Source organism: Thauera sp. K11 (assembly GCF_002354895.1).
In the GTDB taxonomy this organism is placed as follows: domain Bacteria; phylum Pseudomonadota; class Gammaproteobacteria; order Burkholderiales; family Rhodocyclaceae; genus Thauera; species Thauera sinica.
On record NZ_CP023439.1, the window covers coordinates 2,274,053 to 2,293,124 of the forward strand.

The 19,072-nt window shown below is 67.9% G+C and carries 21 protein-coding genes; 9 read left to right on the forward strand and 12 right to left on the reverse strand.

From position 1 onward, the window contains the following. Nucleotides 1-44 precede the first annotated feature (44 nt). From ompR to CCZ27_RS09900, 8 genes are read left to right on the forward strand one after another with little or no spacing between them, the layout of a single operon-like run. Nucleotides 45-809: an osmolarity response regulator transcription factor OmpR gene (ompR, locus tag CCZ27_RS09865; RefSeq protein WP_096447761.1), complete on the forward strand. Its 765-nt coding sequence runs from the start codon at nucleotides 45-47 to the stop codon at nucleotides 807-809. A gap of 18 nt (nucleotides 810-827) precedes the next feature. Then, on the forward strand, nucleotides 828-2,228 hold the full coding sequence (locus CCZ27_RS09870; protein ID WP_096447764.1) for an ATP-binding protein: 1,401 nt from the start codon (nucleotides 828-830) through the stop codon (nucleotides 2,226-2,228). Nucleotides 2,229-2,232: 4 nt separating this feature from the next. After that, nucleotides 2,233-2,946, forward strand: coding sequence for an MBL fold metallo-hydrolase (locus tag CCZ27_RS09875; RefSeq protein ID WP_096447766.1), 714 nt, complete (start codon nucleotides 2,233-2,235; stop codon nucleotides 2,944-2,946). Beyond that, a complete protein-coding gene (locus CCZ27_RS09880; protein ID WP_096447768.1) occupies nucleotides 2,936-3,385 on the forward strand; it encodes a group II truncated hemoglobin in 450 nt (149 codons plus the stop codon). The genes CCZ27_RS09875 and CCZ27_RS09880 overlap by 11 nt, the downstream gene beginning before the upstream one ends. 36 nt (nucleotides 3,386-3,421) lie before the next feature. Next, nucleotides 3,422-4,030, forward strand: a complete 609-nt coding sequence (locus CCZ27_RS09885; RefSeq protein ID WP_096447770.1) for a septation protein A — start codon at nucleotides 3,422-3,424, stop codon at nucleotides 4,028-4,030. Then, a complete protein-coding gene (locus tag CCZ27_RS09890; RefSeq protein ID WP_096447772.1) occupies nucleotides 4,030-4,329 on the forward strand; it encodes a YciI family protein in 300 nt (99 codons plus the stop codon). Before CCZ27_RS09885 ends, CCZ27_RS09890 begins: the two co-directional genes overlap by 1 nt. Next, nucleotides 4,326-4,619: a BolA family protein gene (locus CCZ27_RS09895; protein ID WP_096447774.1), complete on the forward strand. Its 294-nt coding sequence runs from the start codon at nucleotides 4,326-4,328 to the stop codon at nucleotides 4,617-4,619. The genes CCZ27_RS09890 and CCZ27_RS09895 overlap by 4 nt, the downstream gene beginning before the upstream one ends. Continuing rightward, nucleotides 4,616-5,398 (forward strand): peptidylprolyl isomerase, encoded by a 783-nt coding sequence (locus tag CCZ27_RS09900; RefSeq protein ID WP_096447776.1) that lies wholly within the window; start codon nucleotides 4,616-4,618, stop codon nucleotides 5,396-5,398. Before CCZ27_RS09895 ends, CCZ27_RS09900 begins: the two co-directional genes overlap by 4 nt. 116 nt (nucleotides 5,399-5,514) lie before the next feature. Here the strand turns inward: CCZ27_RS09900 and CCZ27_RS09905 are convergent, their stop codons facing one another. Genes CCZ27_RS09905 through CCZ27_RS09920 form a run of 4 tightly spaced genes read right to left on the reverse strand, consistent with a single transcriptional unit; the run spans nucleotide 5,515 to nucleotide 9,734 of the window. Then, the gene (locus CCZ27_RS09905; RefSeq protein ID WP_096447778.1) at nucleotides 5,515-7,311 is read right to left on the reverse strand and encodes an acyl-CoA dehydrogenase; all 1,797 of its coding nucleotides are present in this window, start codon (nucleotides 7,309-7,311) and stop codon (nucleotides 5,515-5,517) included. 43 nt (nucleotides 7,312-7,354) lie between these two features. Then, nucleotides 7,355-8,020: an energy-coupling factor ABC transporter permease gene (locus CCZ27_RS09910; protein ID WP_096447780.1), complete on the reverse strand. Its 666-nt coding sequence runs from the start codon at nucleotides 8,018-8,020 to the stop codon at nucleotides 7,355-7,357. A gap of 27 nt (nucleotides 8,021-8,047) precedes the next feature. After that, complete coding sequence (locus CCZ27_RS09915; RefSeq protein WP_096447782.1) at nucleotides 8,048-8,983, reverse strand: electron transfer flavoprotein subunit alpha/FixB family protein; 936 nt, start codon at nucleotides 8,981-8,983, stop codon at nucleotides 8,048-8,050. A gap of 1 nt (nucleotide 8,984) precedes the next feature. Further along, nucleotides 8,985-9,734 carry an electron transfer flavoprotein subunit beta/FixA family protein gene (locus tag CCZ27_RS09920; protein ID WP_096447784.1) on the reverse strand — a complete coding sequence of 250 codons (750 nt, stop codon included), beginning with the start codon at nucleotides 9,732-9,734 and terminating at the stop codon, nucleotides 8,985-8,987. Nucleotides 9,735-9,928: 194 nt separating this feature from the next. On the opposite strand from CCZ27_RS09920, the gene CCZ27_RS09925 reads away from it, so the two are divergent. Beyond that, complete coding sequence (locus tag CCZ27_RS09925) at nucleotides 9,929-10,528, forward strand: TetR/AcrR family transcriptional regulator (protein WP_096447786.1); 600 nt, start codon at nucleotides 9,929-9,931, stop codon at nucleotides 10,526-10,528. Here CCZ27_RS09925 and CCZ27_RS09930 read toward each other — a convergent pair. The 8 genes from CCZ27_RS09930 to ppx all read right to left on the reverse strand — a co-directional run bounded on the left by CCZ27_RS09930 (nucleotide 10,488) and on the right by ppx (nucleotide 18,989). Then, the gene (locus tag CCZ27_RS09930; RefSeq protein ID WP_096447788.1) at nucleotides 10,488-11,312 is read right to left on the reverse strand and encodes a TatD family hydrolase; all 825 of its coding nucleotides are present in this window, start codon (nucleotides 11,310-11,312) and stop codon (nucleotides 10,488-10,490) included. The genes CCZ27_RS09925 and CCZ27_RS09930 overlap by 41 nt on opposite strands. Before the next feature lie 32 nt (nucleotides 11,313-11,344). After that, nucleotides 11,345-12,145 carry an enoyl-CoA hydratase gene (locus CCZ27_RS09935; protein ID WP_096447790.1) on the reverse strand — a complete coding sequence of 267 codons (801 nt, stop codon included), beginning with the start codon at nucleotides 12,143-12,145 and terminating at the stop codon, nucleotides 11,345-11,347. A gap of 105 nt (nucleotides 12,146-12,250) precedes the next feature. After that, a complete protein-coding gene (locus tag CCZ27_RS09940) occupies nucleotides 12,251-13,903 on the reverse strand; it encodes an acyl-CoA synthetase (protein WP_096447792.1) in 1,653 nt (550 codons plus the stop codon). Nucleotides 13,904-13,956: 53 nt separating this feature from the next. Further along, nucleotides 13,957-14,595, reverse strand: coding sequence for an ABC-type transport auxiliary lipoprotein family protein (locus CCZ27_RS09945; protein WP_096452389.1), 639 nt, complete (start codon nucleotides 14,593-14,595; stop codon nucleotides 13,957-13,959). Nucleotides 14,596-14,636: 41 nt separating this feature from the next. After that, nucleotides 14,637-15,581, reverse strand: coding sequence for an MlaD family protein (locus CCZ27_RS09950; RefSeq protein ID WP_096447794.1), 945 nt, complete (start codon nucleotides 15,579-15,581; stop codon nucleotides 14,637-14,639). Nucleotide 15,582: 1 nt separating this feature from the next. Then, a complete protein-coding gene (locus CCZ27_RS09955) occupies nucleotides 15,583-16,362 on the reverse strand; it encodes an ABC transporter ATP-binding protein (RefSeq protein ID WP_096447796.1) in 780 nt (259 codons plus the stop codon). Next, nucleotides 16,359-17,483: an MlaE family ABC transporter permease gene (locus tag CCZ27_RS09960; protein ID WP_096447798.1), complete on the reverse strand. Its 1,125-nt coding sequence runs from the start codon at nucleotides 17,481-17,483 to the stop codon at nucleotides 16,359-16,361. Before CCZ27_RS09960 ends, CCZ27_RS09955 begins: the two co-directional genes overlap by 4 nt. A gap of 6 nt (nucleotides 17,484-17,489) precedes the next feature. Beyond that, entirely contained in the window at nucleotides 17,490-18,989 is a 1,500-nt protein-coding gene (gene ppx, locus CCZ27_RS09965; RefSeq protein WP_096447800.1) for an exopolyphosphatase, read from the reverse strand. Nucleotides 18,990-19,072: the final 83 nt, after the last annotated feature.

The following is a 19,072-nucleotide window of genomic DNA, read 5'->3' on the forward strand; positions in this document are numbered from 1 at the left end:
CCGCCCACTGGCACGCCGGCTGCGGCGAGGATAGGATTCGGCCCATGAATGCAAAAACCCGCTACCGCGTATTGTTGGTCGATGATGACGCCCGCCTGCGCGAGCTGTTGTCCCGCTATCTCCTGGAACAGGGATTCGCCGTGAAGGCCGTCGGCGATGCGCCGATGATGGACCGTGCGCTGCATCGCGAACATTTCGACCTCATCGTGCTCGATCTCATGCTGCCGGGAGAAGACGGTCTGGCGATCTGCCGGCGCCTGCGTGCCGCCGAGAACCTCATACCCGTCATCATGCTCACCGCGAAGGGCGACGACGTCGACCGCATCCTCGGCCTCGAGATGGGTGCCGACGACTACCTTGCCAAGCCGTTCAATCCGCGCGAACTCGTCGCGCGCATCCAGGCAGTCATGCGGCGCCAGCCGCAGACCCTGCCTGGCGCGCCGACGCCGGAAGACGAGATCGTGTCGTTCGGCCGCGTGCAGGTGAACCTCGGCACGCGCTCGCTGACGCGCGACAGCGAGGACATCCAGTTGACGACCGGCGAGTTCTCGCTGCTGAAGGTGCTGCTGCAGCACCCCCGCCAGCCCCTGTCGCGGGACAAGCTGATGGAGCTTGCGCGCGGACGCGAATACGGCGTGTTCGATCGGGCCATCGACGTGCAGGTGTCCCGCCTGCGCAAGCTGGTCGAGGACGATCCGGCCAAGCCCCGCTACATCCAGACGGTGTGGGGCTTCGGCTACGTCTTCGTGCCGGACGACAGCAAGTCCGGGCCGGACGACGGCAAGCCGGCCGCCGACGGCGCAGAGTAACCCGCGATCCGGCTGTCGATGTCCGGCTTTCCGCGCGCGCTGGCCGCGCCGCTCTCGAGGTGGCTGCCGCGCTCGCTGCTGTGGCAGACCTTTCTGCTGGTCGGCCTGCTGCTCATCGTCGCGCTGGGCGTCTGGTCGCAGATCTTCCGCTACTTCGAGGAACCGGCGCGCGCGCGCGACGTGGCGCAGATGGTCGCCAGCGTCGTCAACCTGACCCGCACCGCCCTCATCAACGCCGATGCCGAGCGCCGCATCGACCTGCTGATCGAACTCGCCGCGCTCGAAGGCATACGGATCTACCCGGCGGAGCCCTCGGACGACGTCGAACCGCTTCCCGACACCCGTCCGCTCAGACTGCTGACGACCCACGTGCGGCAGCAGCTCGGCGAGCATACCCGCTTCGCCGTGCGCTGGAAGTCGCTCGACGGCTTCTGGGTCAGCTTCCGCCTCGATCCGGACGACGGCAGCGACGAGTACTGGGTCATGCTGCCGGCGGACCGCATCGAGCAGCGCCATGCCTTCGAATGGCTGGCATGGGGCAGTGCAGCCCTGCTCGTCGCGCTGGCCGGCGCCTACCTGATCGTGTCGCGCATCAGCAGGCCGCTGCGAAACCTGACCCGCGCCGCACTCATGGTCGGCAGCGGCCGCACGCCCCCCGTGCAGCAGGAGAGCGGACCGCAGGAGATCGCCGTCGTGGCGCGCGCATTCAACCGCATGGCGGGCGAACTCGCGCGCACCGACGCCGACCGGGCGCTGATCCTGGCCGGCGTTTCCCACGACCTGCGCACACCGCTCGCGCGGCTGCGGCTCGGCGTCGAGATGTCGGGCGCACCGGCCGGCGAGGTGCTCGCGATGGTAGCCGACATCGAGGAAATGGACCGCATCATCGGCCAGTTCCTCGATTTCGGCCGCGGCGATGCGCAGGAACCGACGCAGCAGGTCGATCTCGCCACGCTCGCACGCGAGATCACGGAACCCTATCGCCTGCGCGGACTCGACGTCAGGCTCGACGCGCCGGACACCCTGGTCGCCGAGGCGCGCGCACTCCCGATGCGCCGCGCACTCGCCAACCTCGTGGACAACGCGCTGCGCTACGCGGGCGAGGACGAGCCGGTGGACGTCAGCGTCTATCCCGCCGGCAACGAGGCCTGCATCGAAGTTGCCGATCGCGGCCCCGGCATTCCATCCGACCAGGTCGAGCGCATGCGCCACCCCTTCACCCGGCTGGAAGAGGCGCGTTCCAACACCAAGGGCGCGGGGCTCGGGCTGGCGATCGTCGACCGCGTGATGCGCGCCCACCAGGGCCGCCTGGACCTGTCGCCGCGCGAAGGCGGCGGCCTGCGCGCGATCCTGTGCCTGCCCTACTCGGGGAACGCGCCGGCACAGGCTAGAATCTCGTCCAACGACGCGACGGGATAAAGGAATGAACATCGTTTTTCGCCAGTTCCATCATGAGGAAACAGGGACGCTGTCCTATCTGCTCGCCGACGCCCTGACCGGCCACGCACTGATGATCGACCCCGTCTGCGAGCACGCCGGCCGCTACCTCAACGAGCTCCAGGAACTCGAACTCGATCTGGTCTGGCTGCTCGAGACCCACTCGCACCCGGAAGACCCGCCGGGCACGCAGGCGATGAAGGAGCACACCGGCGCCCGGACGGCGGGCGCGAACGCCGCCGGCGCCGGCGTGCCCGACCTGATCGTCGGGCAAGGGGACACCGTGGTGTTCGGCGACGAGATCGTGCGCGTCATCGCCACTCCCGGCCACACTCCCGACAGCGTGACCTACAAGTGGCGCGACCGTATCTTCACCGGCGACTCGCTGCTGATCGGCGGCTGCGGACGCTGCGATTTCAGCGGCGGCGACGCCGGTGCGATGTACGACAGCATCTGCGGGCGGCTGCTGTCGCTGCCCGACGAAACCCTGATCTACCCGGGACACGACTACCGCAACCTTCGCGTCAGCTCCGTCGCCCAGGAAAAACTGAGCAATGGGCGCCTGCACGGAAAATCCCGCGCCGAATTCATCGAACTGATGAATAATCTTCGGCATTCCCGTCCCGGCAGTCCCGCCGGCTCTTCCCCGTCGTCGCGCTGCAGCCGCGACGGCGACCTGATCGACATCCATGCAGCCTGACCAGCGTTCCACGCCCCCGCTTTCTCCGTACGAACTGATCGGCGGAGAACCCACGGTACGTGCCATCGTCAAACGATTCTACGAATTGATGGACACGCTTCCCGAGGCATGGAGCGTGCGCAGGATGCATGGCGAGGATCTGTCGGGTTCGGAAGAAAAGCTCTTCCTCTTTCTGTCGGGCTGGCTGGGCGGGCCGAACCTGTACGTCGAACGCTACGGCTCGCCGTTCCTGCGCGCCCGCCACCTGCCCTTCTCCATCGGCCGCGCCGAACGGGACCAGTGGATGCTGTGCATGCGCCAGGCGCTGGACGAATTCGTCGGCGATGCCGCCATGCGCACGCGGCTGCACGAATCCCTCGCCGCGCTCGCCAACCACATGCGCAACCGCGCGGAGTCGTCCGCGCCGGCCGGCAGCGATGACGATGGATCAAAGCCGTAACGGTTCTCCAGTAACGCTCCTCTATAATCCGCATTCATGAAATTTCTGTTCGACCTCCTGCCGGTCATCCTTTTCTTCGCCACCTACAAGATCGCCGGCTCCAACCCCGACGCGGCGCACGCACTGGCCGTGCAATGGCTCGGCGACGGCATCGCCGCCACCCAGGCCCCCATCCTGATCGCGACCGCGGCCACGATCGTGGCGACCTTCCTGCAGATCGCCATCGTCTGGCTGAAGCACAGGAAGGTGGACACGATGCTATGGGTCAGCCTGGCCATCATCGTCGTGTTCGGCGGCGCGACGCTGTTCTTCCACAACCCGACCTTCATCAAGTGGAAGCCGACCGCGCTGTACTGGCTCTTCGGCGGCGTACTGCTGGTTTCGGCGGGGGCGTTCCGGCGCAACCTGATCCGCAAGATGCTCGAGGCCCAGATCCAGCTCCCCGACGCAGTGTGGGGGCGGCTGAATCTCGCGTGGAGCGGCTTCTTCGTCGCGATGGGCGTGATCAACCTCTACGTCGCCTACAGCTTCAGCGAGGAAGTGTGGGTCAACTTCAAGCTTTTCGGCGCCACCGGACTGATGCTCGCTTTCGTCCTGGCCCAGGGCTTCTATCTTTCCAGACATATCGAGGAGGAGACCAACTGATGCTTTATGCCCTGATCGGAGAGGACGTCCCCGGCAGCCTGGAACTGCGCCAGAATGCCCGCCCCGCCCATCTGTCGCGGCTGGAAGCCCTGCGCGACGAAGGACGGCTGGTGCTTGCCGGTCCGATGCCTTCGATCGATTCGCCGGACCCCGGTCCGGCCGGCTTCAGCGGTACGCTGATGGTTGCCGAGTTCGAATCCCTGGCTGCCGCCGAGCGGTGGTTCGCCGAAGACCCTTATGTGACGCAGGGCGTGTTCGCACGCACGAGCGTCAAGCCGTTCAAGAAGGTTCTTCCGTGACCATCGCCGAGAAGATCCGGGCCCGGCTCGCTCCGCTGCAGCCCGAACGCATCGAGATCGGGGACGACAGCGCGCTGCACGCCGGCCACGCCGGCGCGCGCAGCGGCGGCGGCCACTACCGGCTGCTGATCGTCTCCCCGCATTTCGAAGCAAGAAACACGGTGGCCCGCCACCGCATGATTTACGACGCACTTGGCGACATGATGAAGACCGACATTCATGCCCTCGCCATCCGCGCCCTTTCGGCCGCCGAGGCCACCAAGCAACTCAGTCACGAGGAACCCCGATGAAAAGTTTTCCGAGCCGTCTCGCCATTTCCCTGCTTGCCGGCTTCCTCAGTCTTCCTGCGCTGGCCGCAGAGCCGATCGCCACGGTGAATGGAACGGTCATCCCGTCGGCCCGCGCCGACGCGATGATCGCCGAGCAGCGCGCCCAGGGAGCGCCCGAGAGCGACCAGTTGCGGGACGCGGTTCGCGAAGAACTGATCCGCCGCGAGATCCTCGGCCAGGAAGCGGCCAAGAAGGGCTTCGACAAGAAATCCGACATCCAGGCGCAAATGGAGATGGCCAAGCAGGCGATCCTGATCCGGGCCTACCTGCAGGATTTCGTGAAGGCCAACCCGGTCACCGATGCCGAACTCCGCAAGGAATACGACGGCATCAAGTCCCGCATGGGCGACAAGGAGTACAAGCCGCGCCACGTCCTGGTCGAGACCGAAGACCAGGCCAAGGCGATCATCGCCAAGCTCCAGGGCGGCTCCAAGTTCGAGGATCTGGCCAAGGAATCGCGCGACCCGGGCTCGAAGGAACGCGGCGGCGACCTCGGCTGGAGCAATCCGGGCATGTTCGTGAAGCCCTTCTCCGATGCGATGGTCAAGCTCGAAAAGGGCAAGTACACCACCACCCCGGTCAAGAGCGACTTCGGCTACCACGTGATCATGCTCGATGACGTGCGCGCGCTGCAGGCCCCCTCGTTCGACGAAGTGAAGCCGCAACTGCAGCAGCGTCTGCAGCAGCAGAAGGTCGAAAAGCACATGCTCGAGCTGCGCGGCAAGGCCAAGGTCCAGTAAGGCCCATACGACACGGCGGCGGCTCGCTCCGCCCCACGCAGCAAGACAAAGGCCGGCGGAGCGATCCGCCGGCCTTTGTCGTCATCCGGCGCCCGGCGGCGCCGGGCGTCGTCGGGTCAGAACTGCTCTTCGGCAAGCTCCAGCGCGCCCGCGGCGCCATTCGCCACGGCGTAGGATAGCCCCGGCGCCTCGGCCAGCACGTGGTCGGCATAGAAACGCGTGGTGACGATCTTCGCCTGCAGGAAGCGCGCATCGCCCTCGCCGGCGGCGAGCTTCTTCTGTGCGATCAGCGCCGCACGTGCCATCTGCCAGCCGCCGGCCACGATGCCGAGCAGCTTCAGGAAAGGCACGGAACCCACCGACGCCGCCTTGATGTCCTTCGCATAGGTGGCGAGGATGTAGGCCACCGCCTCCTCCACCGCGGTGATGCCTGCGCCGAACGAACGGCGGATCGCCGCAAAGGCTTCGCCCTCGGCTGCTGCCAGTCCGGCTTCGACCCTGCGCATCTCGGCGACGACGGCAGCGATGGTCGCGCCATTCTCGCGCGCGATCTTGCGGCCGATCAGGTCGTTCGCCTGGATGGCGGTCGTGCCCTCGTAGATCGGCGTGATGCGCGCATCGCGCAGGTGCTGGGCGGCGCCGGTCTCCTCGATGAAGCCCATCCCGCCATGCACCTGCACGCCGACCGAGGCCACGTCGACCGAGCTTTCGGTGCACCAGCCCTTGACCACGGGGATCATCAGATCGACGAAAGCCTGGCTGTGCGCCCGCACCGTCGCGTCGGGATGGCCATGCGCCTTGTCCGAGGCCCCTGCCACCACATAGGCGAGCGCGCGCATCGCCTCGGTGCGGCTCTTCATCGACATCAGCATGCGGCGCACGTCGGCATGGTGGATGATGCTCACCTTCGGGCCGCCGCGAACTCCGGCCTCGGTACCCTGGATGCGCTCCTTGGCGTACCGCAGCGCATGCTGGTAGGCGCGCTCGGACAGCGCCAGACCCTCCATGCCCACCGCGAAACGGGCCTCGTTCATCATGATGAACATGTACTCGAGGCCACGGTTGGGCTCGCCGACCAGGGTGCCGATCGCACCGCCCTTGTCGCCGAATGCCAGCACGCAGGTCGGGCTCGCATGGATGCCCAGCTTGTGCTCGATCGACACGCAATGCACGTCGTTGCGCGCCCCCGGGCTGCCGTCGGCATTCACCAGGAACTTCGGCACGACGAACAGCGAGATCCCCTTCACGCCTTCGGGCGCGTCCGGGAGACGGGCGAGCACGAGGTGGATGATGTTGTCGGTGAGATCGTGCTCGCCGTAGGTGATGAAGATCTTCTGGCCGAAGATGCGGTAGGTGCCATCGCCCTGCGGCTCGGCCCGGGTGCGCACGGCCGCGAGATCGGAGCCGGCCTGCGGTTCGGTCAGGTTCATCGTGCCGGTCCATTCGCCCGACACCATCTTCGGCAGGTACATCGCCTTCTGCCCGGCGTTGCCGCACAGCATGAGCGCCTCGATCGCGCCGGTGGTCAGCATCGGGCACAGCGAGAACGCCATGTTGGCCGACTTCCACATCTCCATCACCGCGGTGGCGATGAGCTTTGGCAGGCCCTGTCCGCCGAACTCGGGATCGCCGGCAAGCGCCGTCCAGCCTGCCTCGGCAAACTGATCGTAGGCCGATTTCCACCCGGAGGCGGTCTTGACCTGGCCATCGTGCCAGGTGGCGCCTTCCTGGTCGCCGGTCCAGTTCAGCGGTGCGAGCACACCGCTGGCGAACTTGTCGGCCTCATCGAGGATCGCGTCGGCGAGATCCGGCGATATCTCCTCGTTGCCCGGTAGCGCGGCGACCTCGTCCAGGCCGGCCAGCTCACGCATCACGAACTGCATGTCACGAATGGGTGCGGCGTAGTTGCTCATCGGTTGATTCCCTCCGGTTGTTCGTATGAGATGTGACTTGGCGTCACTTGTTCAACAGGTAGCGCTCATCGTCGAAGCCCGACACCCACTCCGGTTTGTAGATCACGAGCAGGGTCACGACGGCGCCACTGATCCAGGCTTCGGCAAAGGCCAGCAGCAAGAAGAACGGCAGGTATTCGCTCAGCAGGAAGTCGGCCGGATAGGCTCCGGCGAGCATCAGCGCCAGGGACGCGACCACGCCCTGGGCCATGACGGCCAGCGCGGCACCGGCAAAGCCGATGACGAAGATGAAGACGAAGAAATGTGCCGGGAACCAGCGTTCGACCAGCCGCTGCACCCCTGCCGCGACGAGTACCGGCACCGCCGCCGTGACGATGAAATTGACCGGCCACGCCAGCCACATCGTCGTCCCGTTCAGCGTGATGCCGCACAGTGCCAGCGCCATCGCCACCAGGGCCAGCCGCGGACCGAGAATCAGCGTCGCCGCCATGGCGCCGACCAGATGGAGGTCCAGTCCGGGCTTGACCCCGGCCTTCATGCTCCACACCAAGGTCAGCACGACCGCACAGCCGAGCATCACGTTGAGCGTCGGTCCCTCCCGCAACCGCGCCCAGGGCGCGCGGCGGAAGAGGTCGTACCCCACGGCGAGGGTGAGCAGCAGCATGAAGACGTGCCACGTCGTCGAAAACAGCGACGGCTGGAGATTCATGCTGCCATCCGGCAACCGCGCCGATGCTCAGCCCACGGCCGCGGTGAGTTCGGGCACCACCTGGAACAGATCGCCCACCAGGCCGTAGTCGGCCACCTGGAAGATCGGCGCCTCCGGGTCCTTGTTGATCGCCACGATCACCTTGCTGTCCTTCATCCCCGCCAGGTGCTGGATCGCCCCCGAGATGCCCACCGCGATGTAGAGCTGCGGCGCCACGATCTTGCCCGTCTGCCCCACCTGGTAGTCGTTGGGCACGTAGCCCGCATCCACCGCCGCGCGGCTGGCGCCCAGCGCCGCGCCCAGCCTGTCGGCCAGCGGTTCGAGCAGCGCATGGTAGTTCTCGCTGCTGCCCACCCCGCGCCCGCCCGACACGATGATCTTCGCCGCGCCCAGTTCGGGACGCGCGCTCTTCGTGATCTCGCGCCCCACGAACTGCGCCAGCCCCAGGTCGGCGCCCGCCGCCACCGCCTCGACCGGCGCCGCACCGCCGTCCCCGCCCGCCGCCTCGAACGCGGTCGTGCGCACCGTCACGACCTTCACCGCATCGGCACTCTGCACCGTGGCGAGCGCGTTGCCCGCGTAGATCGGCCGCACGAAGGTGTCGGCCGACTCCACCCCGACGACGTCCGAGATCTGCGCCACGTCCAGCAGCGCCGCCACCCGCGGCAGCACGTTCTTGCCCGACGACGTGGCCGGCGCCAGCACGTGGCTGTAGCCGCCCGCCAGCCCCTTCACCAGTTCGGCCACGTTCTCCGCCGCCTGCGCCTCGTAGTGCGGCGCATCGGCCACCCGCACCTTGGCCACGCCGGCGATCTTCGCCGCCGCCCCGGCCACCGCGCCGCAGCCCGAACCGGCCACCAGCACGTGGATCTCGCCGCCGATCTTCGCCGCCGCGCCCACCGTGTTCAGCGTCGCCGCCTTGAGCGACTGATTGTCATGTTCCGCAATCACCAAAAGCGCCATGTCAGATCACCTTCGCTTCGTTCTTGAGTTTGTCGACCAGTTGGGCCACGTCGGCCACCCGCACGCCGGCGCTGCGCCGGGGCGGCTCGGCCACCTTCAGCGTCGTCAGCCGCGGCGTGACGTCCACCTCCAGGTCGGCCGGCTTCACCGTCTCCAGCGGCTTCTTCTTCGCCTTCATGATGTTGGGCAGCGTCGCATAGCGCGGCTCGTTCAGCCGCAGGTCCGTCGTCACCACCGCCGGCAGCTTCACCGACAGCGTCTCCAGACCGCCGTCGATCTCGCGCGTCACCGTCGCCCGGCCCTCGCCCAGCGCCACCTTCGAGGCGAACGTCGCCTGCGCCCACCCCAGCAGCGCCGCCAGCATCTGACCGGTCTGGTTGGCGTCGTCGTCGATCGCCTGCTTGCCGCAGATCACCAGCGCCGGGCCTTCCTTGTCGCACACCGCCTTCAGCAGCTTGGCCACCGCCAGCGGCTGCAGCTCCATATCGCTTTCGACCAGGATGCCGCGGTCCGCGCCGATCGCCATCGCCGCGCGCAGCGTCTCCTGGCACGCCGCCACGCCGCAGCTCACCGCCACCACCTCGCTCGCCACGCCCGCTTCCTTCAGACGCACCGCCTCTTCCACCGCGATCTCGTCGAACGGGTTCATGCTCATCTTCACGTTCGCGATGTCCACGCCCGTGCCGTCAGCCTTCACCCGGACCTTGACGTTGTAATCGACCACGCGTTTGACGGGAACAAGAATCTTCACTCTGTCGCGCTCCTCTGGTTGTATTGTCCGTTTGCTCATGCCGCCCTCCCGGACGGCCGACCGGGGGATTATGTCACCGCTCGCCAGCCTTGGGGCGGGCTTGTCCGGGCGGGTATCGCTAACACTCATCCATACGGTTCAGTATGGAAAACGTACGGTAGCGTACGGACGCCAAATCGTCAATACTTGTCCGTATGGAAAACGAAAGCAAGCAGAAAAGGACCCAGCTCGACCGGCAGGCGTGGATCGCCGCCGCATTCGAGGTCATGGCCGAAGAAGGCGTGGCCGGCCTGCGCGTGGAGGTCCTGGCCAAGCGCCTGAAGGTGACGAAGGGCAGTTTCTACTGGCACTTCGAGGACAGGCGCGACCTGCTGCTGGCGGTCCTCGGCGACTGGAAGGAAGGCCGAATCCGCGACATCCTGAAACAGACCCGCGCCCAGCCGGGCCACGAACTCGAGCAGATCTACCACGCCATCGACGTGTACAGCGCAAGCCGCAACCGCAGGGGCGTGGTCATCGAACTGGCGGTGCGGGACTGGGCGAGGCGCGACCCCGAGGCGGCCGCCATCGTCGCCGAGGTCGATGACATCCGCCTGCGCTGCACGCGCGACCTGTTCCTGGCTTGCGGCCTGTCGCAGGAGGAAGCCTCGAGCCGCTCCATGCTGCTTTATGCCTACGTGTTCGGCCTGTCGCTGATGCTGTACGACAAGTTCCATGCCGACACTTCGCGCCTGAAGCGCGACATCGCCGACATCATCGCGCGCCACACGCGGGAGGCGGCGTCGGCCGACTGAAGGCTCGGCAGGCGCCCGCCTGCCCGATGCTGGGGAACACCGCCGCCGCATTGCGCGTGGTGGCCAGGCCCACCTCCTCCAGCGGCATGCCCCGCAGTCCGGCAAGTATTTCGGCGAAACGGGCCAGGTTGGCCGGCTCGTTGCGGCGCCCCTGGCTCCACGCGGGCGGAATGTCCGGCGCATCGGTCTCGAGCACGATCGCCTCCAGCGGAAGCTCGGCCGCCAGCTTGCGGATGCGGGTGGAACCGTCGAACGACATCGCACCGCCGAACCCCAGCTTGAACCCCAGCGCCATGAAGGTCTCCGCCTGCTGGCGGCTGCCGTTGAACGCATGGGCGATGCCGCCGCAGACCTCGTTGCGCCGCAGGTGCTTGAGGATCTGGTCCACCGCGCGGCGCACGTGCAGGATCACCGGCAGGCCGCAGGCGCGGGCAAGGCGCAGTTGCGCGACGAAGAAACGCTCCTGCCGCAGCGGATCGATGCCGGGCACGAAGAAATCCAGCCCGATCTCGCCGACGGCCATCGCGTCGCCCTGCGCCAGGCATGCCTCGAGCACCTCGAGATCCCCGTCTTGCGCCGCCATGACGTACATCGGATGGATGCCGTAGGCGTGGTGCACGTCCGCGTGCCTGGCGGCGAGCGCCGCCACGCGGTCGAAGCTCGGCACATCCACCGCCGGCACCACGAAGCCCCCGACGCCGGCCGCGCGCGCGGCGTCCATCGCCTGCTCGCGGTCGGCGTCGAATTCCGCAGCGTCGAGATGGATGTGGGTATCGACGAGCATGCCTAGTTCCACCGCCGACGGTTAGCGGACGATCAGCGTCCCTTCCATTCGGGCTTGCGCTTGGCGACGAAGGCGTCGATGCCCTCGGCCGCATCCTCGGTCATCATGTTGCAGGCCATCGTCTCGGCCGCCATCTGATACGCGGCGTCCAGCCCCATCTCGAGCTGGCGGTAGAACACCTGCTTGCCCATGTGGATCGCGACCGGCGACTTCGCGACGATGGATGCGGCAAGGCGCGCCACCTCCTCGTCCAGGGCCTCGACCGGCACCACGCGATTGACGAGGCCGCGCCGCCAGGCTTCGTGCGCATCGATGAAGTCACCGGTCACCAGCATCTCGAACGCCTGCTTGCGTCCCATGTTGCGCGACAGGCCGACGCTGGGCGTCGAGCAGAAGAGCCCGACGTTGATCCCCGACACGGCGAAGCGTGCCGCATCGGCGGCCACCGCCAGATCGCACATCGACACCAGTTGGCAGCCGGCGGCGGTGGCGATGCCGTGCACGCGTGCGATCACCGGCTGCGGCAGTTCGGTGAGCTTCATCATGAATTTGCCGCAGAGGCGGAACAGACCCTGCTGGAACGCCAGCGTGTGGTTGCCGCGCATCTCCTTGAGGTCGTGACCGGCGCAGAAAGCCTTGCCGGCGCCGCCCAGCACGACCACCCGCACCGATTCGTCGCGGGCGATGCGGTCCACTTCGGCGATCAGCGCCTCGAGCATGGCCGACGACAGCGAATTGAACTGCCCGGGGCGATTCAACGTCAGCGTGGCCACCCCGGCCTCGTCGCGGCGCAGCAGCATCGGCTCGTCGGCCGGGTTTGCAATGGTGCTCATCTCTCCTCCTCCGCTTCTTGGTTTACGTTAACGTCAATGGCCGTCCATGGTAGCGTTTCGCACCACGGACGGCCATCCATCGACGCGGGCCAGGCCCGCCCCGGGTCACTCGAAGGAAGCGGTCGATTTCGCCCTTTCGCGCAGCACGAACTTCTGGATCTTGCCGGTGGAAGTCTTCGGCACCTCGCCGAAGATGATCTTCTTGGGCACCTTGAAGCCGGCGAGGTGTTCGCGGCAATGGGCGACGATCTCGTCGGAGGTGGCCCGGACGCCGTCGCGCAGCTCGACGAAGGCGCACGGCACCTCGCCCCACTTCTCGTCCGGCAGCGCGACCACCGCCGCGGCCATGACGGACGGATGCTTGTAGAGCGCATCCTCCACCTCGATGGACGAGATGTTCTCGCCGCCCGAGATGATGATGTCCTTGGAGCGGTCCTTGATCTTGACGTAGCCGTCGGCCTGCATCACCGCGAGGTCGCCGGTGTGGTACCAGCCGCCGCGGAAGGATTCCTCGGTGGCCGCCGGGTTCTTGAGGTAGCCCTTCATCACCAGGTTGCCGCGGAACATGATCTCGCCCATGGTCTCGCCGTCCCAGGGCACCGGTTCCATGGTGACCGGATCGAGCACGGTGATGCCTTCCTGCGCGTGATAGCGCACGCCCTGCCGGCCGTTCAGCGTCACCTGCTCGGCCAGCGGCAGGTCCTTCCATTCGTCGTGCTTGGCGCACACCGAGGCCGGACCGTAGGTTTCGGTCAGGCCATAGACGTGGGTGATGTCGAAACCGATCTTCGCCATGCCCTCGATCACCGCGGCCGGCGGCGGCGCCGCGGCGATGAGGCCGTAGACCTTGTGGTCGATGCCCTTGCGCCATTCCTCGGGCGCGTTGGCGAGCATCGAATGCACGATGGGCGCGCCGCAATAGTGGGTCACGCCGTGCTCGCGGATGGCGTCGAAGATCAGCCGGGGATCGACGCGGCGCAGGCAGACATTGACGCCGGCATTGGCCGCCATCGTCCAGGCGAAGCACCAGCCGTTGCAGTGGAACATCGGCAGCGTCCACAGGTAGACCGCATGCGGCGGCATGCCCCACGAGACGATGTTGGACATCGCGTTGAGATAGGCGCCGCGGTGGTGATACACCACGCCCTTGGGATTGCCGGTGGTGCCGGAGGTGTAGTTGAGCGAGATCGCCTCCCACTCGTCGGCGGGTTGCTCGAAGACGAAATCCTCGCTGCCGGAGTCGAGCAGCGTCTCGTATTCCAGGGTGCCGATGCGCTCGCCGGGGCCGGTGTATTCCGGATCGTCCACGTCGATCACGATCATGTCCGGGCGCTGGGCAAGCTCGACGGCCTTCTTCATCACGCGCGCATACTCGCGGTCGGTGATGAGCACCCTGGCCTCGGCATGGTTCAGGATGAAGGCGACCGCCTCCGCATCCAGCCGGGTGTTGATGGTGTTGAGCACCGCGCCGCAGGCCGGCACGCCGAAATGGCACTCGAACATCTCCGGGGTGTTGTTGAGTACCACCGCGACGGTGTCACCCTTGCCGACGCCCAGTTGCTTCAGCGCGGAGGCGAGGCGCCGGCAGCGCCCGTAGCTCTCCAGCCAGGTCTGGCGGCGCTTGCCATGGACGACGGCGAGACGGTCCGGATACACGTATGCACTGCGCTGGATGAAGGTCAGCGGCGTCAGCGGCACGTAGTTGGCGGGGTTCTTGTCCAGCCCTTGCTCGTAGGGCGACTGCTTGCTCTCGGTCATGCTTGCTCCCTCTTTCTTGTATGAAACGGACTGCCGCCGCCGTCACCCATGTTTTATGCCGGGAGGCAGCTCCCGGCTCTATTCAATCCTTGCGCCGTCCGCCGGTCAAGCGCACCGAGCCAGCCGGCGAGGTCGGCGGTCAGGCCGCGCACCGCCGCCCGTGCGGCCGCGACTCCGCCTTCCGCATCCGGCGTGCCGGCCGCATCGTCGCGGCTGAACTCATGCGCCGCCAGCGGCAACACGCCCCGCGGCGGCAACAGTTGGGCGCGCACGACGAGCCGGACGTGATTCCGCTGCTCGGTCTCGAACACCTGGATGAACTCGTCGAGTTCCAGCCTCAGGCGGCAGCGGGAGGCGGCACCGTTGCCGCCGTCGTCGCCGGCGCGCAGCGCCCGCCCGAGCGACTGCGCCAGCATGTCCGCCGGCGGCGCCACCCAGCGGCTCTCGACATAGTTGCGGCGGCGATCGGGCTGTTTCCACGCCAGCCGATACTGCATCGCACTGCTGCCGAGCCAGCTCGGCGCCACCACGTCGACCCGCACCGGCGCCAGCGCGGCCGGCACCGCGACGGCATCGGCCAGCCCGAGATCGTAGAAGGCGACCTGCGGCGATTGCAGGCCGACCGCGGAGCAGCCGGCCAGCGCGGCTGCGAGGAAGGCCGCGGCGGCAATGCTCCGGAAGCGATTCGACATGCGGACGCAAGAGCCCGCGCGGCCTTCGCCAGTCTTCTCCATCATTGCCCTCCACGCACATAGCCTTCTTCGCCCGGCCCGGGCTCGCCCGCCTCGCGCCCGGCCAGCAACACCTGCGGCGCCGCCTCGATTTCCTCGAGGACGCGCCCCAAGCGCCGGGATGTCGCCGTCAGTTCGCGCAGCAAGTCGTCCACCTGTGGCAGGGTGCCGTCCACCAGCCCTTCCCCGGCCGTCCCCGCGGCCTGGTCGACGCGCTGCGCGAGGTGGTCGATGCGGGCGACCAGGGCACGGACTTCGCCCGCCGCCGGCGCAGCCTCCCGGCTCGCCGCCTCGAGATTGGCCAGCGTCGCGGCGAGCTTGTCGAGGTTCTGCGGACTGAGCGCGCTGCGCAGCGCGCCCACCGTCGCCGGCAACTCCGCAAAGCTGCGATCCATGCCCGCCGCCGCGGACTCCAGCCGCTCCAGCGTGCGCCTCAGCCGCGCCACGGCCTGATCGTCGAACATCGTGGCGAGCCGGTCCGCCACCGCGTGGACGCGTTCGGCCGCCTGCAGCGCGCGGTCGCCGATCAGCTCGATCAGGCCGGGTTCGAGGACGATGCGCGGCGGCCCCCCGCCGTCGGCGGTGAGCGGCGCGGGGTCCGCACCGCGATCGTCGAGCTGGATGAAGGCCAGCCCCGTCACGCCCTGCGTGCCCAGCGTCGCCCGCGTGCCGCGGGTGATCGGCAGGTCCTCGCGCAGCCGGATGCGCACGAGGATGTTGCGCGGATCGTCCGGGTCGATGTCGATGGCGCTCACCGTGCCGGCGGCCATGCCCCGGTAGCGCACGCGGGCCTGCACGTTGAGGCCGTTGACGCTGCCTTTCGACACCAGCACGTATTCGCGCGTCGGCTCCCGGTTCTGCGAGAACCACCACAGTGCGACGATCACCGCGCCGCCGAGGATGAGAGCGAACAGTCCGGCCGCCAGCGCGTGGGCCCTGTTTTCCATGTCAATGATTTCCGTCCCGGCGGGCCAGCGCGCTGCGCCCGTGCTCGCCGAGGAAAAAGCGCTGGATGAACGGATGATCGTTCTTCAGCGTCTCCTCCAGCGGCGCGAAACTGACGATGCGGCGCTCGGCCAGCACCGCGACCCTGGTCGCCAGCGCGGCCAGCGTATCCACGTCGTGCGTCACCAGCACCACGGTCAACCCCAGTTCCCGATGCAGCGAGCGGATCAGCCGCACGAAGGCGGCGCTGCGGTCGGGGTCCAGCCCGGCCGTCGGCTCGTCGAGCAGCAGGAGTTCGGGCTCCAGGGCCAGCGCCCGCGCCAGTGCCACGCGCTTGACCATGCCGCCCGACAGTTCGGCCGGCATCAGCGCGGCATGCTCGGGTTCCATCTCCACCATCGCGAGCTTGAGCGCCACCAGATCGCGCAGTTCGCCCTCGGTGGCCACGCCGAGTTCCTTGAGCGGAAAGGCGATGTTCTCGCCCACGTCGAACGCGGAGAACAGCGCACCTTGCTGGAACAGTACGCCGAAACGGCGCTGGCGTGCGATGCGATCATGGACGGAGCCCTCGCGCAGCCCTTCGCCGAAGAGCCGCACCGTGCCGCCCGCCGGCTGCGTGAGGCCGATGATGTGGCGCAGCAGGGCCGTCTTGCCGCTGCCGGAACCGCCCACCAGGGCGACGATCTCGCCCGCCTCGATGTCCATGCTCAGCCCGTCGTGCACGACGTTGCTGCCGAAACGGGTGACGATGCCGCGCAGCGACACGACCGGCACTGCGCTCACGCCGGCACCCCGATGGAGCGCGTGGCGATGGCGAACACCGCGTCTGCCAGGATCACCATCGTGATCGCCGACACCACCGATGCGGTCGTGTTCATCGACAGGCTTTCGGTGTTGGGGCGTACGCGCAGGCCGAAATGGCAGGCGATCAGCGCGATCAGGAAACCGAACACGGCGCCCTTGGCCAGGCCGATGTAGAGGTTGGCGATGGGCACCACCGCGGGCAGCGTCTCGACGAAGAAGCCCAGCGACAGGTCCAGTTCCACCCAGGCCGACACCCAGCCGCCGAACAGCGCCACCGCCGACGTCCATAGCACGAGCAGCGGCATCGCGAGCGTCAGCGCCAGCACCTTGGGCAGCACCAGCCGCAGCGTGCGCGAGATGCCCATCGCCGCCAGCGCGTCGATCTCCTCGGTCACCCGCATCACGCCCAGTTGCGCGGTCATCGCGGAACCCGAGCGGCCCGCGACCAGCACCGACACCAGCACCGGCCCCAGTTCGCGGATGACGCCCAGGCCGAGGATGTTCACGATGAAGATGTCGGCACCGAAGATCTTCAACTGCAGGGCCGACAGGTAGGACAGCACGACGCCGATCAGGAAGCCGACCAGCGCCGTCACCGGCATCGCCTTCACCCCCACCTTGTGCATGTTGGCCGACACTTCGAGCAGCGGCCATTCGCGCGGGTGGCGGGCGAGATGAAACAGATCGAGAAGGATCCGGCCGAACAGCGCGACGAAACCGAGGGCGTGGTCGCGAAAATCCAGCAGCGCGCCGCCCAGCAGGACGATCGCATCGACGGGGCCGAAACGCACGCTCCCCGGGAGCAGCCGTCCGGCGCTGGCGGCCACGCGCTCCACCACCCGCCGCTGCGCCTGCGCCAGCCCGGCCGTCTCCGGCCACTTGCGGCCCCAGGCATGCCACAGCAGGATGGCGCCGAAGCTGTCCAGGCGCTCGACCGCACCGAAATCCCACCGCGCCGCGGCGGATGCCGCCGCCAGTTCGCGGCGGAGCCGGGGCAGGACGGCGGACAGGGCACGCAAGGTCCAGTCCCCCGACAGCCGCGCCTCCCCGCCCGTATCGACGAGGACGGCAGGCCCGGAGTCCGGGCGGGGTCCGCCCATCGAGCGTCAGGCAGCGCTGCGCGCGGTCGCCGCGCGCACGTACAGGCTGCGGCCCAGCGACATCCACTGCCGCTGCTCCTCCTCGAGAGCCGCCGCGGTGAGCGGCAGCTTCTGCAGCCAGCCCGCGCTCGTGTTCACCGAGAAGCCCCGGCCCTCGCGCGCCATCGTGATCGGCGGCAGGCCGCGGGCGTCGCGCGCCCGATGCACGACCACCGCCAGCCGCAGACACGCGATCAGCGGCCAGTCCGAACTGCCCGGGTCGATCTCCGCCACGCGCTCCAGCTTGCCGCGATGTGCCAGCACCAGGCGCGCCAGCCGTCCCTGGTCCATGCGAGAGAACCCGGGCATGTCGGCGTTGGCCAGAATGTAGGCGCTGTGCTTGTGATAGCTCGAGTGCGCCACCGAAATGCCGATCTCGTGCAGCAGCGCCGCCCAGCGCAGGAAACGCAGGTCGTCGTCGTCCGGCACCGCCGTTTCGGGGGCCAGTTGCGTGAGCAGATAGCAGGCGGTGTCGGCCACCTGTCCGGCCTGGCGCATGTCGACGCCGTAGCGCCCCATGAAGGCCCGCACCGTCGCGTCGCGCAGGTCGTGATGGTGGTAGCGCCCCAGCAGGTCGTACAGCACGCCGAGGCGCAGCGCCCCTTCCGAGAACACCATGTGCTCCAGGTCGAACTCCTTGAACACCGCGCTCATGATCGCGAAGCCGCCCAGGAATACCGGCAGGCGGTCGCCCTTCAGCCCCGCGAGGTTCAGGTTATCGATGTGGCCGGCCTGCAGCAGCATGGCTCTCAGCCGCTCCAGGCCGTCGCGGGTGATGCCGCGCCGCGACAGGCCGTTCTGCTCGAGCACTTCTGCGATCGCCTTGGCCGAACCGCTCGAACCCACCGCCTCTTCCCAGCCGGTCTCGCGGTAGACCTGCCCGATCGTCTGCAGCTCGCGCCGCGCGGCGAGTTCGGCGTCCTTCATGCCGCGCTTGTCGATGCGCCCATCGGGAAAGTGGCGCAGGCTGTAGCCGACGCAGCCCATGTAGAGCGATTCGAGTTGCAGAGGCTCGAAGCTCTTGCCGATGATGAACTCGGTCGAGCCGCCGCCGATGTCCACCACCAGTTGCTGGCGGTGCGGGTTGGCCAGGGTATGGGCCACGCCGACGTAGATCAGGCGGGCTTCCTCCCGGCCGGCGATCACCTCGATCGGGAAGCCGAGCGCCGCTTCCGCTCGGATCAGGAACTCGGGCGCATTCTTCGCCACGCGCAGGGTGTTGGTGGCCACCGCGCGCACGCCGTCGGGCTTGAAGTCGTGCAGCCGCTCGTGGAAGCGCTGCAGGGCGGTCACGCCGCGATGCTGGGCGGCCATGTCCAGCCATTTCTCGGGGGACAGCCCGGCCGCCAGGCGCACCGGTTCCTTCAGGCCATCCAGCGGGTAGATCTGGTCATTCACGATACGGCCGACCTGGAGCCGGAAGCTGTTGGAACCCAGATCGATGGCGGCAATCAGATCATGCATCATGTTCGGAAAAGTAGAACGCGCAGCGCGCTCGGGCCGCCGATTCTAGCACCGCCGCCCCGCCCCTCCGCCCGCTGCGGCGCCGC

Excerpts from the sequence above, each read along its gene's own strand:
- CCZ27_RS09905 (WP_096447778.1), bottom strand. The coding sequence starts at position 7,311 with ATGAGCAACTACGCCGCACCCATTCGTGACATGCAGTTCGTGATGCGT.
- CCZ27_RS09890 (WP_096447772.1), top strand. The coding sequence starts at position 4,030 with ATGCTTTATGCCCTGATCGGAGAGGACGTCCCCGGCAGCCTGGAACTG.
- CCZ27_RS09950 (WP_096447794.1), bottom strand. The coding sequence starts at position 15,581 with ATGGAAAACAGGGCCCACGCGCTGGCGGCCGGACTGTTCGCTCTCATC.
- CCZ27_RS09915 (WP_096447782.1), bottom strand. The coding sequence starts at position 8,983 with ATGGCGCTTTTGGTGATTGCGGAACATGACAATCAGTCGCTCAAGGCG.
- CCZ27_RS09960 (WP_096447798.1), bottom strand. The coding sequence starts at position 17,483 with ATGGGCGGACCCCGCCCGGACTCCGGGCCTGCCGTCCTCGTCGATACG.
- CCZ27_RS09945 (WP_096452389.1), bottom strand. The coding sequence starts at position 14,595 with ATGTCGAATCGCTTCCGGAGCATTGCCGCCGCGGCCTTCCTCGCAGCC.
- CCZ27_RS09935 (WP_096447790.1), bottom strand. The coding sequence starts at position 12,145 with ATGAGCACCATTGCAAACCCGGCCGACGAGCCGATGCTGCTGCGCCGC.
- CCZ27_RS09875 (WP_096447766.1), top strand. The coding sequence starts at position 2,233 with ATGAACATCGTTTTTCGCCAGTTCCATCATGAGGAAACAGGGACGCTG.
- CCZ27_RS09880 (WP_096447768.1), top strand. The coding sequence starts at position 2,936 with ATGCAGCCTGACCAGCGTTCCACGCCCCCGCTTTCTCCGTACGAACTG.
- ompR (WP_096447761.1), top strand. The coding sequence starts at position 45 with ATGAATGCAAAAACCCGCTACCGCGTATTGTTGGTCGATGATGACGCC.
- ppx (WP_096447800.1), bottom strand. The coding sequence starts at position 18,989 with ATGATGCATGATCTGATTGCCGCCATCGATCTGGGTTCCAACAGCTTC.
- CCZ27_RS09885 (WP_096447770.1), top strand. The coding sequence starts at position 3,422 with ATGAAATTTCTGTTCGACCTCCTGCCGGTCATCCTTTTCTTCGCCACC.
- CCZ27_RS09940 (WP_096447792.1), bottom strand. The coding sequence starts at position 13,903 with ATGACCGAGAGCAAGCAGTCGCCCTACGAGCAAGGGCTGGACAAGAAC.
- CCZ27_RS09910 (WP_096447780.1), bottom strand. The coding sequence starts at position 8,020 with ATGAATCTCCAGCCGTCGCTGTTTTCGACGACGTGGCACGTCTTCATG.
- CCZ27_RS09930 (WP_096447788.1), bottom strand. The coding sequence starts at position 11,312 with ATGCTCGTCGATACCCACATCCATCTCGACGCTGCGGAATTCGACGCC.
- CCZ27_RS09870 (WP_096447764.1), top strand. The coding sequence starts at position 828 with ATGTCCGGCTTTCCGCGCGCGCTGGCCGCGCCGCTCTCGAGGTGGCTG.
- CCZ27_RS09900 (WP_096447776.1), top strand. The coding sequence starts at position 4,616 with ATGAAAAGTTTTCCGAGCCGTCTCGCCATTTCCCTGCTTGCCGGCTTC.
- CCZ27_RS09925 (WP_096447786.1), top strand. The coding sequence starts at position 9,929 with ATGGAAAACGAAAGCAAGCAGAAAAGGACCCAGCTCGACCGGCAGGCG.